This is a genomic window from Erwinia sp. 198 (genome assembly GCF_003937915.1).
Classification (GTDB): Bacteria; Pseudomonadota; Gammaproteobacteria; order Enterobacterales; family Enterobacteriaceae; genus Erwinia; species Erwinia aeris.
In genome coordinates this window covers 1-16,761 of record NZ_RHUM01000016.1, presented here as the reverse complement: position 1 = coordinate 16,761, position 16,761 = coordinate 1, and the positions used below count along the sequence as shown (strand labels likewise).

Below are 16,761 nucleotides of genomic sequence, written 5' to 3'. Positions count from 1 at the left end.
GATACACTTGGCAGATAACTGATTGCAGAGCAGGCAAAACAAATGGCAGATGAATCAAAGGATACCACGCACTTCGGCTTTCGCACGGTAGCGAAAAGCGACAAAGCTGAAATGGTGGCTGATGTTTTCCATTCCGTTGCGGCCAAATATGACCTGATGAACGATCTGATGTCGTTCGGCATCCACCGTGTCTGGAAACGTTTTACTATCGATTGCAGCGGCGTACGTCGCGGACAGCGCGTCCTGGATCTGGCCGGCGGCACCGGCGATCTGACCGCTAAATTTTCTCGCCTGGTGGGTGAAACGGGTGAGGTGGTGCTGGCGGATATCAACAGCTCCATGCTGAAAGTGGGCCGTGAGAAACTGCGTAATAACGGGATTATCGGCAACGTGAACTACGTGCAGGCTAACGCCGAAGCGCTGCCGTTCCCGGACAACCATTTCGACTGCATCACTATCGCTTTCGGCCTGCGTAACGTCACCGAAAAAGAGAAGGCGCTGGCCTCGATGTTCCGCGTGCTGAAGCCGGGCGGACGCCTGCTGGTGCTGGAGTTTTCCAAACCGCTGCTGGAGCCGCTAAGCAAGGCGTATGACGCCTACTCATTCCATGTTTTGCCGCGTATCGGCGAGCTGGTGGCGAAAGATTCCGAAAGCTACCGCTATCTGGCCGAATCTATCCGAATGCATCCGGATCAGGATACGTTAAAGCAGATGATGGATGATGTCGGCTTCGAGAATACTACCTATCACAATCTTACCGGTGGCATCGTTGCGCTGCACCGCGGATTCAAGTTCTGAACAGGATAGCGAATGACCTTAACGCCGCTGTTAACCGCAGGGCTGGAAACGGCGCTCAATCAGATCCTTTATCGCGATCGCGGCCTGAAAGCCGCGCGTCAGCGTCTTAACGGCCGCAGCCTGGCCATTGAGCTGGCCGAGCTGAAGCAGCCGCTGATCTTTATTTTCAGCGACCAACAGGTCGATGTGCTGGGCGACTGGTGCGACACGCCAGACTGCAAGGTGAAAACCCGTCTGGCAACGCTGCGTAAGCTGCGCGACCGTCAGCAGTTAACCAGCCTGATCCGCAGCGGCGAGCTGGAGGTTGAGGGCGATCTACAGGTCGTCCAGCAGTTCTCTGCGCTGATCGATCTGGCCGAGCTAGACCCTGCCGAATATCTCGCGCCCTGGATTGGCGATATTGCCGCTCAGGGCATCAGCCAGGCCGCCCGTCGTGGGCTACAGCTGGTGCGCGGCAATCTTGACCGTAAACAAAGCTACCTTGGACAGGCGCTGACGGAAGAGTGGCGCCTGGCACCGGGCGGCCTGGAGCTGGCCTGGTTTGCTGAAGAAGTCGACGCCGCCGCTCGCGAGCTGGCTGCGCTGGAAACTCGCCTTAAACAACTGGAGGGCAAATGACCCTCGGAGAAATACGTCGTCTCTATTTTATCATCCGTATCTTTTTGAGCTACGGACTGGATGAGCTGATCCCAAAAACCCGGCTGGCATTGCCGCTGCGCCTGTGGCGCCGGACGCTGTTCTGGATGCCTAATTTGCACAAAGAGCGTCAGCTTGGCGAGCGTATCAGGTTAGCCATGGAGCAGCTTGGCCCGGTGTGGATCAAATTTGGTCAGATGATGTCCACGCGCCGCGATCTTTTTCCGCCGCATATCGCCGATCAGCTGGCGATGCTGCAGGACAAGGTTGCGCCTTTCGATGGTGTACAGGCGAAAAAGCAGATTGAGCTGTCGCTTGGCTGCAAGGTGGAAACCCTGTTTGATGACTTTGTGATCACGCCGCTCGCTTCCGCTTCCATCGCGCAGGTGCACACCGCCACGCTGAAGGAAAACGGCAGAGAAGTGGTCATCAAGGTTATTCGTCCGGATATCCTGCCGGTGATCAAAGCCGATATGAAGCTGATCAACCGCATGGCGGCCTGGGTGCCTCGCCTGCTGCCGGACGGGCGCCGCCTGCGTCCGCAGGAGGTCGTGGCGGATTACGAAAAAACGCTGATAGACGAACTCAACCTGCTGCGCGAAGCGGCGAACGCCATTCAGCTGCGCCGTAATTTCGAAGGCAGCAACATGCTTTACGTACCGGAAATCTATTCCGACTACTGTAGCGAAACCATGCTGGTAATGGAGCGCATTTACGGCATCCCAATCTCCGATGTGGTGCAGCTTGAACAGCGCGGCGTCAACATGAAGCTGCTGGCCGAGCGCGGCGTGCAGGTTTTCTTTACCCAGGTGTTCCGCGACAGCTTTTTCCACGCCGATATGCATCCGGGCAATATTTTTGTCAGCTATGAGCATCCTGAAGACCCGCAATATATCGGTATCGACTGCGGTATCGTCGGCTCGCTGAATAAAGAGGATAAGCGCTATCTGGCGGAGAACTTTATCGCCTTCTTCAACCGGGATTACCGCAAGGTTGCCGAGCTGCACGTTGATTCCGGCTGGGTGCCGGCGGATACCAACGTAGAGGATTTCGAGTTCGCTATTCGTACCGTTTGCGAACCGATTTTTGAAAAGCCGCTGGCGGAAATCTCTTTTGGTCACGTGCTGCTGAACCTCTTTAATACGGCGCGCCGCTTCAATATGGAAGTGCAGCCTCAGCTGGTGCTGTTACAGAAAACGCTGCTGTATGTGGAAGGCGTCGGACGACAGCTTTACCCGCAGCTCGACCTGTGGAAAACCGCCAAGCCGTTTCTGGAAGACTGGATCAAAGATCAGATCGGCATTCCGGCTATCGTGCGCGCGCTGAAAGAAAAAGCGCCGTTCTGGGCGGAAAAACTGCCGGAGCTGCCGGAGCTGGTTTACGAAAGCCTGAAGCGGCACAAGCATCTGCAGCACAGCGTCGATAAGCTTTCCTACGATCTGCGCAACGACCGGGTGCGGCATCATCAGTCACGCTATTTGTTCGGTATCGGCGCCACGCTGCTGCTGAGCGGCACGGCTATTCTGCTGACCAGGCCGCAGTGGGATTTGCTGTCGGCGGTTATGGTCGCCGGTGGTCTGGTAAGCTGGCTGGTCGGCTGGCGTAAAACCGACTGACTGTCATGAAAGGTAAAGAGGGGCTGGCAGCGCTTTGCGCGTGGTCAGCCCGGCTTATATACTGCGAAACCTGCATTAACTGACATCTGAGGCAAAATTATGGGCGGTATTAGTATCTGGCAATTGTTAATTATTGCCGTAATCGTTGTGCTGCTCTTCGGCACGAAAAAATTGCGCGGGCTGGGTTCCGATCTCGGTTCATCGATCAAAGGCTTTAAAAAAGCCATGAGCGACGATGACGAAAAGCCAAAAACACATGCCGACGATGCTGATTTTAAAGCCACTCTGGCCGACAAACAGCACGCAGAAGCGAAGAAAGAAGACGTTAAGAACGACAAGGTGTAAGCCGTGTTCGACATAGGTTTTAGTGAACTGATTCTGGTGTTTATTATCGGGCTGGTAGTGCTGGGTCCGCAGCGTTTGCCGGTCGCGGTAAAAACCGTGGTCGGCTGGATCCGTGCGTTACGCTCGCTGGCGGCTAATGTGCAAAACGAACTGGCGCAGGAGCTGAAACTTCAGGAGCTGCAGGATAGCCTGAAAAAAGTGGAAGAGGCCAGTAAGAACAGCCTGTCGCCGGAGCTGAAAGCCTCAATGGAAGAGCTGAAGCAGTCGGCGGAATCCATGAAGCGTACCTATCTGGGCGAGAACGAAAAAGCGGACGACGAAGCTAACACGATCCACAATCCGCTGGTGAAAAACGCCGAGGATTCTCATGAAGGCGTGACGCCTGCCGCAGCCGATCATCAGGCCAGCGCGCCAGCGCAGGCGCCAGAGGCAGCAACCAGTGCAGCGGCACAGCCTGCTGCGCAGCAGGAACAACATGCGCCAGTGGTGCATGTTTCGCCTGCGGCGAGCGACAGGGCAGCAGCGCACTCCGCTACGGTTCGCGTCGCTGAGCCAGCTTCGTCTGCTGCAAGCGGTATAGCTGAGGTCGCTGAATCTGTTTCCCCTGCCGCAAGCGATGCGGCTGTAGCAAAATCCGCGACGGCCAGGGCCGCTGAAGCGCCAGCCGCTGCCAGCGCGCCTTATGAAACCGCCGCCGGAAAAGCGGATGCCGTGTCGAATACTGCGCCAGCCGCCGCGCCTGAAAAGCCAAAGGTCGTTAAAGACGAAGCGCCGACGCTTTCCAGCCGTGCGCCTGTTTCCACCACCCAACCGGATGAACGCTAAACATGGCTGTTGAAGATACCCAACCGCTTATCAGCCATCTGATTGAGCTGCGTAAGCGCCTGCTGAACTGCATTATCGCCGTGGTGGCGATTTTCCTTTGCCTGGCGTACTTTTCCAACGATATTTATCAGATGGTTTCCGCGCCGCTAATCGAACAGATGCCGGCCGGTGCCAGCATGATCGCGACCGACGTGGCTTCGCCTTTTTTCGCGCCGGTCAAGCTGACCATGATCGTTTCCGTCTTCCTTGCGGTACCGGTGATCCTTTACCAAATCTGGGCCTTTATCGCGCCCGCGCTTTACCGCCACGAACGCAGGCTGGTGGTGCCGCTGCTGATTTCCAGTTCATTCCTATTCTATATAGGGATGGCTTTCGCCTACTTTGTTGTCTTCCCGTTGGCCTTTGGTTTTTTTGCTAAAACCGCGCCGCACGGTGTGCAGATAGCTACCGATATCAATAACTATCTCGATTTCGTGATGGCGTTGTTTATGGCGTTCGGCGTCTCTTTTGAAGTGCCGATTGCTATCGTGCTGCTGTGCTGGACCGGCGTGACCACGCCGGAGGAACTGAAGGCCAAGCGGCCTTATGTTCTGGTCGGCGCTTTTATCGTAGGTATGCTGTTGACGCCGCCGGATGTGCTTTCCCAGACGCTGCTGGCCATTCCGATGTACTGCCTGTTTGAGGTCGGCGTGTTCTTCTCACGTTTCTATACCGGATTACGTCGGGAAGAGAGCGACCAGGAGACGGAGTAGCCGCGAAGGCCTGCCCACATTAAAAAATAACCGCCCGTAAGGGCGGTTACTGTTTGGAACACGCTATGTTTGATATTGGGGTCAATCTGACCAGCACGCAGTTCGCCAAAGATCGTGACAAGGTTGTAAAACGCGCCGTTGACGCGGGCGTCACCGGCATTCTGATTACCGGCACCAATGCGCTGGAGAGCCAGCAGGCGCAGAGCCTGGCGAAACGTCGTCCCGGCTACTGTTGGGCTACGGCAGGCGTTCATCCGCATCACGCCAGCGAATGGTCAGCGGAAACGGCCGCCACCTTAAGAAGGCTGGCGGAAAGCCCGGAGGTGGCAGCGATTGGCGAGTGCGGGCTGGATTTCAACCGCAACATCTGCGGGCCGGAACAGCAGGCTTACGCCTTCAATGCTCAGCTTGAGCTGGCGGCCGATCTGCAGCTGCCCGTTTTTCTGCACTGTCGCGAAGCGCACGATCGCTTTCTTTCTACCCTGACGCCCTGGCTGCCAAAGCTGCCCGGCGCGGTTATACACTGTTTTACCGGCAGCAAATCCGAGCTGGAAGCCTGTCTGGCCGCCGGGCTTTATATCGGCATTACGGGCTGGGTGTGCGATGAACGTCGCGGACTTGAACTGCGCGAGCTGATGCCGCTTATTCCTGCTGACAGGCTGCTGCTGGAAACGGATGCGCCTTATTTGCTGCCGCGTGACATGCGTCCCCGCCCCGCATCGCGACGTAACGAGCCGTGCTTTCTGCCGCATATCGTGGAGCAGGTTGCGCTGTTGCGCGGCGAAGAGGCGGCTATGCTGGGGCAGCAGTGCGACAGCAATGCGCGAGCGCTTTTCCGCCTGAACGCGCAGTAGCCTCAGAGTTTCTGGAACTGCCGATTGTCCAGGCTGCGGAAGATCTGCTTATTCAGCAGGTTAAGCAGCAGCATAGAACGCGCCTCGCCGTCCGGTTCGGTAAAAATTGCTTTCAGGCCTTCGAAAGCGCCAGCGGTAATCAATACTCTGTCGCCGGGCTGCGGTAGCGTCGGCGCAGGCAGCGTCACCGTCGCCTGCGTTTGCAGCGCTTCAATCACGTCCTGCGGCACGGTCGCGGGCAGATTGCCGAAGCGAACGAAATGGCTGACGCCGCGCGTGGCGCTGATGGTCGTGGTATGAATCGCTTCCGGATCGAACTCAATAAAAAGGTAGTTCGGGAACAGCGGCTCATTTACCTGAGTACGCTTGCCGCGCACCAGTTTCTCTAAGGCAATTATGGGGCTGAGACAATGCACCGCCTGGCGCTCAAGATGTTCTTTCGCGCGGGTAAGCTGGCCACGTTTGCAATAAAGTAAATACCAGGATTCCATAACGTCACTTTGCAATTACAGGGTCGCTAAGAATAACAAAAATAGCGTGATAGTTATAGCAACATGCAGGCCAGAAGGCGCCTGAAATCGCGATGAATGAACGGATAGCGTTAAGCATAAAGCTTATTAACTGCAGTTATCAGCGGATCGGTTGGTGAGTCGGCATGCCGGAAGAAAAAATTTTTGGCCGGCGCAGCGTGAGCGCGCCGACCACCTGCCGCGAAAAACTAAGCACGAGAGCTTAATCCTCCCTATAATGGCCGATTCACTGACCGTATTGATGAGAAGTCATGAAATACCACGACCTACGCGACTTCCTTTCCCTGCTGGAGCAGCGCGGGGAATTAAAACGCATTAAGCAAGAGATCGATCCCGATCTTGAAATGACCGAAATTGCCGATCGCACCCTGCGAGCCGGCGGGCCGGCGCTGCTGTTTGAAAACCCCAAAGGCTATGATATGCCGGTGCTGTGCAACCTTTTCGGTACGCCGGATCGCGTTGCGCTGGGTATGGGCCAGGAAGACGTGAAGGCGCTGCGTGAAGTGGGCCGCCTGCTCGCCTTTTTGAAAGAGCCGGAACCGCCGCGCGGTTTTCGCGACTTTTTCGACAAAATGCCGCAGTGGAAGCAGGTGCTGAATATGCCGACGAAGCGCCTGCGCGACGCGCCGTGCCAGCAGCAAATCTGGCAGGGTGATGAAGTCGATCTGAGCCGCATTCCGGTGATGAAGTGCTGGCCGGAAGATGCCGCGCCGCTGATCACCTGGGGCCTGACGGTTACGCGCGGCCCGCACAAAGAGCGGCAGAACCTCGGCATCTACCGCCAGCAGGTTATTGGTAAGAACAAACTAATTATGCGCTGGCTGTCGCATCGCGGCGGCGCGCTGGATTTCCAGGAATGGACGCAGCAGCATCCCGGCGAGCGCTTCCCGGTCTCCGTCGCGCTGGGCGCCGATCCCGCCACCATTTTGGGCGCGGTCACGCCGGTTCCCGATACGCTTTCTGAATATGCTTTTGCGGGACTGCTGCGCGGCACCAAAACCGAAGTCGTGAAGTGCGTCTCCAACGATCTGGAAGTGCCCGCCAGCGCGGAAATCGTGCTGGAAGGCTATATCGAGGCGGGCGAAGTGGCACCGGAAGGGCCGTACGGTGACCATACCGGCTACTATAATGAAGTCGATAACTTCCCGGTGTTTACCGTAACGCACATTACGCAGCGCCGCGACGCCATCTATCATTCCACCTATACCGGGCGTCCGCCGGATGAGCCTGCCGTGCTTGGCGTGGCGCTGAACGAAGTCTTCGTGCCGATCCTGCAAAAGCAGTTCCCGGAGATCGTCGATTTTTATCTGCCGCCGGAAGGCTGTTCCTATCGTCTGGCGGTAGTGACCATGAAAAAGCAGTACGCAGGCCATGCCAAACGGGTAATGATGGGCGTTTGGTCATTTTTGCGCCAGTTTATGTACACTAAGTTTGTTATCGTATGTGACGACGATGTGAACGCGCGCGACTGGAACGACGTTATCTGGGCCATTACGACCCGGATGGATCCGGCCAGGGATACGGTGCTGGTAGAGAACACGCCTATCGACTATCTGGATTTCGCTTCGCCGGTTTCCGGGTTAGGCTCTAAAATGGGCCTGGACGCCACCAACAAGTGGCCCGGAGAAACCCAGCGCGAATGGGGCCGCCCTATTCGCAAAGATCCCGCCGTCATCGCGCGCATTGATGCCATATGGGACGAGTTAGGCATCTTCAGTGAGTCGCCCACGCGCAAAAACGCGCCCGGCAAATAATCGACCCGACAGAGGGAACGCATGACAACGTTAAGCTGTAAAGTGATCTCGGTAGAGGCGATAACCGATACCGTTTACCGAGTCCGTATGGTGCCGGAAGCCGATTTCAGCTTTCGGGCCGGTCAGTATCTGATGGTAGTGATGGACGAGCGCGACAAACGCCCGTTCTCGCTGGCTTCCACGCCGATGGAAAAAGAGATTATTGAGCTGCATATTGGCGCTTCGGAACTCAATCTCTACGCGATGGCAGTGATGGAACGGATCCAGGAGCAGCGCAGCATTACCGTGGATATTCCGCACGGCGATGCGTGGCTGCGTGAAGAGAGCGACCGTCCGCTGATCCTGATTGCGGGCGGTACGGGCTTTTCCTACGCTCGTTCTATCCTGCTGACCGCGCTGGCACAGCGGCCGGAGCGCCATATCGAAATTTACTGGGGCGGCCGTGAACTCAAGCACCTCTATGATATGGACGAACTGGAAGCGCTGGCGGTGAAGCACCCGAACCTGAAGGTGATCCCGGTGGTGGAACAGCCTGAGCCGGGCTGGAAAGGGCGTAGCGGCACCGTGCTGACGGCGGTCATGAACGACCACCGCAGCCTGGCCGAGTACGAGATCTATATCGCGGGCCGTTTTGAAATGGCGAAAATCGCGCGCGAACGCTTCTGCGCCGAGCGCGAGGCGAAAGCTGAACAGATGTTTGGCGACGCCTTCGCCTTTATCTGAGCCGGCAAGATAGCGTAAAAAAGCCGCCCGTCACGGGCGGCTGCATCAAACCCTTTCCAGTACGGTAGCGATGCCCTGTCCCAAACCGATGCACATAGTCGCCAGACCAAACTGTGCGTCGCGTCGTTCCATCAGGTTCAACAACGTCGTGGCGATCCGCGCGCCGGAACAGCCCAGCGGATGACCCAGCGCGATAGCGCCGCCGTTCAGGTTGATTTTGTTATCCAGCTCCTCCATCAATCCCAGCTCCTTAATACACGGCAGCACCTGCGCGGCGAAAGCTTCGTTCATCTCAAACAGATCGATATCGCTGGCGTTCAGTCCTGCTTTCTTCAGCGCCAGTCGGGAGGCGGGCACCGGGCCAAAGCCCATAATCGACGGATCGCAGCCGACAACCGCCATCGAGCGGATCCGCGCCCGCGCTTTCAGGCCCAGCTCGCGAGCACGCGATTCGCTCATCAGCAGCATGGCGGCCGCGCCGTCGGAAAGCGCTGAAGAGCTGCCCGCCGTTACCGTACCGTTAACCGGATCGAAGGCGGGCTTCAACGCGGCCAGACCCGCTGCGGTGGTATCGGGACGGATCACTTCATCAAAATCATAGCGCTTAAGCACGCCGTCGCCGTCATGACCGCTGGTCGTGACGATCTCCGCAGCAAAGTGGCCCGCCTGCGTGGCGGCCCAGGCGCGCTGATGTGAGCGGGCGGCGAATTCATCCTGCATTTCCCGGCCAATCTGGTGCATACGCGCCAGCATTTCCGCCGTCAGGCCCATCATCCCGGCGGCTTTCGCCACGGTTTTGCCCAGGCCCGGATGAAAATCGACGCCGTGGCTCATCGGCACATGGCCCATATGCTCCACGCCGCCCACCAGGCAGGCGCCGGCATCGCCAACCATAATAGCGCGCGCGGCATCATGCATCGCCTGCATTGAGGAGCCGCAAAGGCGGTTGACGGTGGTAGCGGGCACCCGATGCGGGATCTCCGCCAGCAGGGCGGCATTACGGGCGATATTAAAACCCTGCTCCAGCGTTTGCTGCACGCAGCCCCAGTAAATATCATCCAGGCTTGCCGCCGCCAGCGCCGGGTTGCGACTCAGCAGCGAGCGCATCAGATGCGCCGAGAGATCTTCCGCCCGGACATAACGAAAAGCGCCGCCTTTGGAGCGGCCCATCGGCGTGCGGATGGCATCAACAATTACGACTTTTTCCATTTCTCTTTCCTTACGCCGTTTTCAGGACGTCATCGGCCGGTTGAACCTGCGGATACCACTGCGTTTTATGCTGCGCTTTTTCCTGCAGGCTGGCCGGCAGCTGATAAAGCGGGCCGAGCGCGGCAAAGAAGGCCGCCTGGCTGGCAAAGCGGGCGCTGCCCTGCGTATCCAGATAGCGGAAAACGCCGCCGCGAAACGGCGGGAAGCCCAGCCCGTAAACCAGCGCCATATCCGCTTCGGCCGGCGTGGCGATAATGTTTTCTTCCAGGCAGAGCACCACTTCGTTAACCATCGGGATCATCATTCGGGCCACAATTTCTTCATCGCTGAAAACGCGCTGCGGCTGGCTGACGCTTTGCAGCAGTTTATCGACTTCGGGATCGACAATTTTCTTCTGTTTGCCTTTGCTGTCCTTCTCCCAGCGATAAAACCCGGCCTGATTTTTTTGTCCGAACCGTTTCGCCTCGAACAGCACGTCGATGGCGTCACGGTAATCCTTTTTCATACGGTTCGGGAAACCGTCAGCCATCACGCTCTGCGCGTGATGCGCGGTATCAATACCGACTACGTCCAGCAGCCAGGCAGGCCCCATCGGCCAGCCGAAATGTTTTTCCATGACTTTATCTATCTGACGATAATCCGCACCGTCGCGCAGCAGCAGGCTGAAGCCGGCAAAATAGGGGAACAGCACGCGGTTGACGAAAAAACCGGGACAGTCGTTCACCACGATGGGCGTCTTGCCCATTTGGTCGGCCCAGGCCACCACTTTCGCCAGCGTGGCGTCCGAGGTTTTTTCCCCCCGGATCACTTCAACCAGCGGCATACGGTGCACCGGATTAAAAAAGTGCATTCCGCAGAAGTTTTCCGGGCGCTGTAGCGCACCAGCGAGTTGACTGATGGGAATGGTCGAGGTATTGGAAGCCAGAACGGCATCCTGACGAAGATGCTGTTCCGTCTCTGCCAGCACCGCCGCTTTAACGCGCGGGTTTTCCACCACGGCCTCGACGACCATATCGGCACGTTCAAATCCTTCATAGCTCAGGGTTGGATGGATAGCGCCGATGATGCCCGCCAGCTGCATCGCGTCAATTTTCCCTCGCGTCAGCTGCTTGTTCAGCAGTCCGGCCGCCTCTTTCATTCCGAGTTCCAGCGAGGCCGGATTGATATCCTTCATTAATACCGGTACGCCTTTGCTGGCCGCCTGATAAGCGATGCCGCCGCCCATAATGCCCGCGCCCAATACGGCAGCCTGCTTCGGTAGCGCGCTATTCTGCGCCAGCTTTTTCGCTTTCGCCTTCAGCGCGCGATCGTTAAGGAACAGGCCGACCAGCGCACGCGCCTCGTCGGAACGGGCCAGCGGGACAAAAGCCTGCGTTTCCAGCAGCAAAGCTTCATCACGGCCCAGCGCAGCAGCGGCCTCAATCGTTTTTACCGCCGTCAGCGGAGCAGGGTAGTGCTTGCCCGCGGTTTGCAGCACCACGCCTTTGGCGGTGGTGAAGCTCATCATCGCCTCAATTTTACTGAGCTTCAGCGGTTGCAGCTTCGGCTCGCGACGTTCGCGCCACGGCTGTTTGCCGCTAATGGCCTCGCGCAGGATGGCGATGCCCGCATCGCGCAGCTTATCAGCCGCCACAACGGCATCCACCAGGCCCAGCGCCAGCGCTTTTTGCGCATCGACATCTTTTCCGGCGGCGATAATTTCCAGCGCGCTGTCGGCGCCCAGCAGACGCGGCAGGCGCACCGAGCCGCCAAAACCAGGCATGATCCCCAGCTTCGTTTCCGGCAGGCCAATACGCGCGTCCGGCGTGGCGATACGGAAGTCCGTTGCCAGGATACATTCACAGCCGCCGCCCAGCGCATAGCCCTGTACGACCGACAAGGTCGGCACCGGCAGATCCTCAAGCCGATTAAAGATAGCGTTGGCGTAATGCAGCCACTGCGTCAGCTGTTCCTCCGGGGCGGCGAACAGCGATAAAAATTCGGTAATATCCGCGCCGACGATAAACGCCGGTTTGCGCGAACTGAGCAGAACCGCCTGCAGATCCGGCTGCCGCTCCAGCACGGCTATCGCCTCGCCCAGGCTGGCGACGGTTTGCGTATCCAGTTTGTTAACTGAACCGGGCGCATCAAAAACCAGTTCAGCAATACCATTTTCCAGCCAGTTCAGGGTCAGGGTGTCGCCTTGGTAAAGCATTCTTCTCTCCTGCTGCCGCGCTAAAGGGATCTGGTCATACCAGATGATCGAGAGTGTGGAGTTGATGTTAATTATTTGCAAACGAGAGTTTGCTTATTTGCAAACAAGATCACAGGCGCGGCAAAACGATCTCGCCGTGCTAAGATGCGCCTGATTACGTGATTAACGGAGGTAAAGTGATGGACTCGTTGAGCGCCCTTTATCATGAGCATCTGAAGACGCTACAGGCGCGCGCGCAGCAGGTGCTGGCCCGCTTTAAGCTGGATGCCATGCTGATCCATTCCGGCGAACTGCTGACGGTTTTTCTGGATGACCACGACTACCCTTTCAAAGTAAACCCGCAGTTTAAAGCCTGGCTGCCGGTGACCACCGTGCCCAACTGCTGGCTGTGGGTCGACGGCGTCAACAAGCCGAAGCTCTGGTTTTATTCGCCGGTGGATTACTGGCACAACGTCGAGCCGCTGCCGCAAAGCTTCTGGACGGACGGCATGGAGATTACGGCGCTGAAAAAAGCGGATGAAATCGGCCAGCTGTTGCCGACAAACCGTGAAAACGTTGCCTATATCGGCCCGGTGCCGCAGCGTGCCGCTCAGCTTGGCATCAACGCCGCCGCGATCAACCCAAAAGGGGTGATCGACTTCCTGCATTATCATCGCTCTTATAAAACCGATTACGAACTTTACTGCCTGCGCGAAGCGCAAAAGACGGCGGTGATCGGTCATCGCGCAGCGAAGGAAGCCTTCCTTTCCGGCATGAGCGAGTTCGATATCAATATTGCTTACCTCAGCGCTACCGGCCATCGCGATATCGACGTGCCTTACGGCAATATCGTCGCGCTGAACGAACATGCCGCCGTGCTGCACTACACTAAGCTTGATCAATTGCCGCCGGAACAGCCGCGCAGCTTTCTACTGGATGCAGGCACGGAATATAACGGTTATGCAGCGGATCTGACGCGCAGCTACGCTTACGATCCCGCCAGCGACTATGCGACGCTTATTCAGGATATGAATGAAGAAGAGCTGGCGCTGATTGCCACGCTGAAGGCGGGCGTGCGCTATACCGACTACCATCAGCAGATGCATCAGCGGCTGGCAAAACTGCTGCTGAAACACCAGCTGGTCAAAGGGCTGAGCGAAGAAGCGATGGTGGCGGAAAATCTTACCGGGCCGTTTATGCCGCACGGCGTGGGTCATCCGCTTGGGCTACAGGTGCATGACGTCGCTGGCTTTATGCAGGATGACAGCGGCACCCATCTGGCCGCGCCGCAGCAGTATCCTTTTTTACGCTGTACGCGCATCCTTGAACCGCGCATGGTGCTGACGATTGAACCCGGCATCTACTTTATCGAGTCGCTACTCGCGCCGTGGCGCGAAGGCAGGTTCAGCCAGCACTTCGACTGGGCGCGCATTGAGGCGCTGAAGCCTTACGGCGGTATCCGCATCGAAGATAACGTGGTGATCCATGAGCAGGGCGTGGAAAACATGACCCGGGATCTGAAGCTGGATTAATGGACGCCTGGGAGATCCCCGCTGAAACCTTCAGCTTTAGCGAGGAAATAAAAAAAAGCCGCTTTATCACGCTGCTGGCGCATACCGAAGGCGTGGAGGCGGCGCGCGCTTTTGTACAGCAGGTGAAAAGCGAGCATCCTGCCGCCCGACATCACTGCTGGGCCTGGGTAGCGGGTGCGCCTGACGATTCGCAGCAGCTGGGTTTCTCGGATGACGGCGAGCCTTCCGGCACGGCGGGCAAACCGATGCTGGCCCAGCTGATGGGCAGCGGCGTTGGCGAGATAACGGCAGTAGTGGTGCGCTATTACGGCGGTATACAGTTGGGCACCGGCGGGCTGGTTAAGGCTTACGGCGGCGGCGTGCAGCAGGCATTGAAATTGCTGCCTCGTGCGCGGAAGGTGCCCATGCTGACCTTTACGCTGGTTTGCGACTACGCGCAGCTGGCGGAAATAGAAAGGATGGTCGCCCGTTTTAACGGTCAGCTGCTGCACAGCGAGTTTTTACAGCGCGTCTCGCTGACGCTGGCGCTGCCCCATGCGCAGGTCGCAGGCTTCACGCGCAACCTCACCGATTTCAGCAGAGGGGCGCTCCATCTGGCCCCGACCGACTAACACCTTGTCAGGAAAGGAAAGGCTACATGCATTTTCGTGCCATCACCCGCATCGTGGGTTTACTGGTCATTTTGTTTTCGGGCACCATGATCGTGCCGGGCCTGGTGGCGCTAATCTACCGTGACGGCGCCGGACGAGCCTTTACTCAAACCTTCTTTATGGCGTTACTGATCGGCTCGCTGCTGTGGTGGCCGAACCGCAAGCAGAAAAGCGAGCTGAAGCCGCGAGAAGGTTTTTTGATCGTCGTGCTGTTCTGGACGGTGCTGGGCAGCGTCGGGGCGATGCCCTTTATCTTTGCCGAACATCCCAACCTGTCGCTGACCGACGCGTTCTTTGAATCTTTCTCCGGCCTCACCACCACGGGTGCCACGACGCTGGTGGGGCTGGATTCGCTACCCAAAGCCATCCTGTTCTACCGGCAAATGCTGCAATGGCTGGGCGGGATGGGGATCATCGTGCTGGCGGTGGCTATCCTGCCTATTCTGGGCGTCGGCGGGATGCAGCTTTACCGCGCGGAGATGCCAGGCCCGCTGAAAGATAACAAGATGCGGCCCCGAATTGCCGAAACGGCGAAAACGCTCTGGCTGATCTACGTGTTGTTAACCGTCATTTGCGCGCTGGCCCTCTGGCTGGCCGGGATGCCACTGTTTGACGCCATCGGCCACAGCTTTTCTACTATAGCTATCGGCGGCTTTTCCACGCATGACGCCAGTATCGGCTATTTTCACAGCCCGACCATTAACAGCATTATTGCCATATTCCTGCTGATTTCTGGCTGTAACTACGGTCTGCATTTTACGCTGCTCAGCGGACGTAATTTGCGTGTTTACTGGCGCGACCCGGAATTCCGCATGTTTATCGGCGTGCAGTTTACGCTGGTCATTATCTGTACGCTGGTGCTTTGGGCGCACAATGTCTATCAAAGCGGGCTGCAGACGCTGAACCAGGCTTTTTTCCAGGTCGTTTCCATGGCGACGACGGCAGGTTTCACCACGGACAGTATCGCCCGTTGGCCGCTCTTCTTACCGGTGCTGTTACTTTGTTCCGCTTTTATCGGCGGCTGTGCGGGATCGACCGGCGGCGGCCTGAAGGTAATCCGCATCCTGCTGCTGTTCAAACAGGGATCTCGCGAACTGAAGCGGCTGGTGCATCCTAATGCCGTTTACACTATTAAGCTGGGACAGCGAGCGCTGCCGGAAAGAATACTGGAAGCGGTATGGGGATTCTTTTCTGCCTACGCACTGGTGTTCCTGCTGAGCATGCTGGCCATTATCGCCACGGGCGTGGATGATTTTTCAGCCTTTGCCGCCGTCGCCGCAACGCTGAACAATCTGGGGCCGGGCTTAGGGGTAGTAGCGGATAACTTCACTACTATGAATGATACGGCGAAATGGATTTTGATTCTGACAATGCTGTTTGGTCGTCTTGAAGTCTTCACGCTGTTGGTTCTGTTTACGCCAACCTTCTGGCGCGAATAATAAAAGTTGGATCTTATGAAAGCACTTATCCTTTATTCCAGCCGCGACGGGCAAACTCGTGAAATCGCGGCTTATATAGCTAACCAGCTCAAAGCGCATCAGGAATGCGATACGATCAATATCCTTCAGGCGGATAACATTGAATGGGCCTGCTACGACAGAGTGCTGATCGGCGCTTCTATTCGCTATGGCCACTTCCACCCTAAGGTCGACAAGTTTGTTAAGCAGCACCTGAGCGAACTCGGCAAAAGGCCTTCGGGATTCTTCTCGGTTAACCTGACTGCGCGCAAGCCGGAGAAGCGTACGCCGCAGACGAACGCCTACACGCGTAAGTTCCTGCTGAACTCGCCGTGGCAGCCAGATTGCTGCGCCGTATTTGCGGGCGCGCTGCGCTATCCGCGTTACGGTTTCTTCGACCGCTTTATGATCCAGCTGATTATGCGCATGACCGGCGGCGAAACGGATGCCAGTAAAGAAGTGGAGTATACCGACTGGGAGCAGGTAACGCGTTTTGCCCATGAATTTGCCGCTTTATCAGGCAATGTGGAGTAAAAACGGACGCTTTGTTGAAAAATACGGCTGTCGTTCATTTATTTGTAATAAACGCTTGTCAGCCGTCGAGAACTCCCTATAATGCGCAACCACTGAGACGGCACAACGGCTTACGGGCCAGCGGCTCAGGAGGTTCAGGAAACTGAACCGCCGGAGAAAAACTTCTGAAAAAGAGGTTGACTCTGAGGGAGGAAAGCGTAAGATACGCCACCTCGCAGTAAGTCGCCAAGGCGCTTACCGCAACGCTCTTTAACAATTTATCAGACAATCTGTGTGGGCACTCGCAGGATTGATATCAGCGTCTCCGGACGCAAAAAATATCAAGTCTTAAGAGTGAACACATAATGAAATTCATTATGACGTTTTACACTTG

General features: G+C 57.1%; 15 protein-coding genes and 1 pseudogene. 13 read left to right on the top strand and 3 right to left on the bottom strand.

Features of this window, described 5'->3' with window-relative positions:
- Positions 1-42 precede the first annotated feature (42 nt).
- The 7 genes and pseudogenes from ubiE (at position 43) to tatD (ending at position 5,826) form a co-directional block, all read left to right on the top strand.
- Positions 43-798 (top strand): bifunctional demethylmenaquinone methyltransferase/2-methoxy-6-polyprenyl-1,4-benzoquinol methylase UbiE, encoded by a 756-nt coding sequence (gene ubiE / locus EGK14_RS19110; RefSeq protein ID WP_125290686.1) that lies wholly within the window; start codon positions 43-45, stop codon positions 796-798.
- 12 nt (positions 799-810) lie between these two features.
- A complete protein-coding gene (locus tag EGK14_RS19105) occupies positions 811-1,416 on the top strand; it encodes an SCP2 domain-containing protein (RefSeq protein WP_125290685.1) in 606 nt (201 codons plus the stop codon).
- The gene (ubiB, locus tag EGK14_RS19100; protein ID WP_125290684.1) at positions 1,413-3,050 is read left to right on the top strand and encodes a ubiquinone biosynthesis regulatory protein kinase UbiB; all 1,638 of its coding nucleotides are present in this window, start codon (positions 1,413-1,415) and stop codon (positions 3,048-3,050) included. The genes EGK14_RS19105 and ubiB overlap by 4 nt, the downstream gene beginning before the upstream one ends.
- Before the next feature lie 99 nt (positions 3,051-3,149).
- Positions 3,150-3,395, top strand: a complete 246-nt coding sequence (tatA, locus tag EGK14_RS19095) for a Sec-independent protein translocase subunit TatA (protein WP_125290683.1) — start codon at positions 3,150-3,152, stop codon at positions 3,393-3,395.
- Between the two features lie 3 nt (positions 3,396-3,398).
- Positions 3,399-3,911: pseudogene (gene tatB, locus EGK14_RS21645) on the top strand (Sec-independent protein translocase protein TatB); the annotation flags it as partial.
- Between the two features lie 311 nt (positions 3,912-4,222).
- Positions 4,223-4,972, top strand: coding sequence for a Sec-independent protein translocase subunit TatC (gene tatC / locus EGK14_RS19085; protein WP_125290681.1), 750 nt, complete (start codon positions 4,223-4,225; stop codon positions 4,970-4,972).
- 65 nt (positions 4,973-5,037) lie between these two features.
- The gene (gene tatD, locus EGK14_RS19080) at positions 5,038-5,826 is read left to right on the top strand and encodes a 3'-5' ssDNA/RNA exonuclease TatD (protein WP_125290680.1); all 789 of its coding nucleotides are present in this window, start codon (positions 5,038-5,040) and stop codon (positions 5,824-5,826) included.
- 2 nt (positions 5,827-5,828) lie between these two features.
- On the opposite strand, the gene rfaH is transcribed toward tatD, so the two are convergent.
- Complete coding sequence (rfaH, locus tag EGK14_RS19075) at positions 5,829-6,317, bottom strand: transcription/translation regulatory transformer protein RfaH (protein WP_125290679.1); 489 nt, start codon at positions 6,315-6,317, stop codon at positions 5,829-5,831.
- Positions 6,318-6,607: 290 nt separating this feature from the next.
- Here rfaH and ubiD point away from each other — a divergent pair, with 290 nt between their 5' ends.
- Together ubiD and fre are read left to right on the top strand one after the other, a co-directional pair.
- Complete coding sequence (ubiD, locus tag EGK14_RS19070; protein ID WP_125290678.1) at positions 6,608-8,110, top strand: 4-hydroxy-3-polyprenylbenzoate decarboxylase; 1,503 nt, start codon at positions 6,608-6,610, stop codon at positions 8,108-8,110.
- 21 nt (positions 8,111-8,131) lie between these two features.
- Positions 8,132-8,833, top strand: a complete 702-nt coding sequence (fre, locus tag EGK14_RS19065; RefSeq protein WP_125290677.1) for an NAD(P)H-flavin reductase — start codon at positions 8,132-8,134, stop codon at positions 8,831-8,833.
- Between the two features lie 45 nt (positions 8,834-8,878).
- On the opposite strand, the gene fadA is transcribed toward fre, so the two are convergent.
- Together fadA and fadB are read right to left on the bottom strand one after the other, a co-directional pair.
- Positions 8,879-10,042 carry an acetyl-CoA C-acyltransferase FadA gene (gene fadA, locus EGK14_RS19060; protein WP_125290676.1) on the bottom strand — a complete coding sequence of 388 codons (1,164 nt, stop codon included), beginning with the start codon at positions 10,040-10,042 and terminating at the stop codon, positions 8,879-8,881.
- A gap of 10 nt (positions 10,043-10,052) precedes the next feature.
- Positions 10,053-12,236 (bottom strand): fatty acid oxidation complex subunit alpha FadB, encoded by a 2,184-nt coding sequence (fadB, locus tag EGK14_RS19055; RefSeq protein ID WP_125290675.1) that lies wholly within the window; start codon positions 12,234-12,236, stop codon positions 10,053-10,055.
- Positions 12,237-12,415: 179 nt separating this feature from the next.
- Between fadB and pepQ the strand changes: the two genes are divergently transcribed.
- From pepQ to hemG, 4 genes are read left to right on the top strand one after another with little or no spacing between them, the layout of a single operon-like run.
- A complete protein-coding gene (gene pepQ, locus EGK14_RS19050) occupies positions 12,416-13,747 on the top strand; it encodes a Xaa-Pro dipeptidase (RefSeq protein ID WP_125290751.1) in 1,332 nt (443 codons plus the stop codon).
- Positions 13,747-14,358 (top strand): IMPACT family protein, encoded by a 612-nt coding sequence (locus tag EGK14_RS19045; RefSeq protein ID WP_125290674.1) that lies wholly within the window; start codon positions 13,747-13,749, stop codon positions 14,356-14,358. Before pepQ ends, EGK14_RS19045 begins: the two co-directional genes overlap by 1 nt.
- A 26-nt stretch (positions 14,359-14,384) precedes the next feature.
- Positions 14,385-15,836, top strand: coding sequence for a Trk system potassium transporter TrkH (trkH, locus tag EGK14_RS19040; RefSeq protein ID WP_125290673.1), 1,452 nt, complete (start codon positions 14,385-14,387; stop codon positions 15,834-15,836).
- A gap of 15 nt (positions 15,837-15,851) precedes the next feature.
- Complete coding sequence (gene hemG / locus EGK14_RS19035; protein WP_125290672.1) at positions 15,852-16,388, top strand: menaquinone-dependent protoporphyrinogen IX dehydrogenase; 537 nt, start codon at positions 15,852-15,854, stop codon at positions 16,386-16,388.
- Positions 16,389-16,761: the final 373 nt, after the last annotated feature.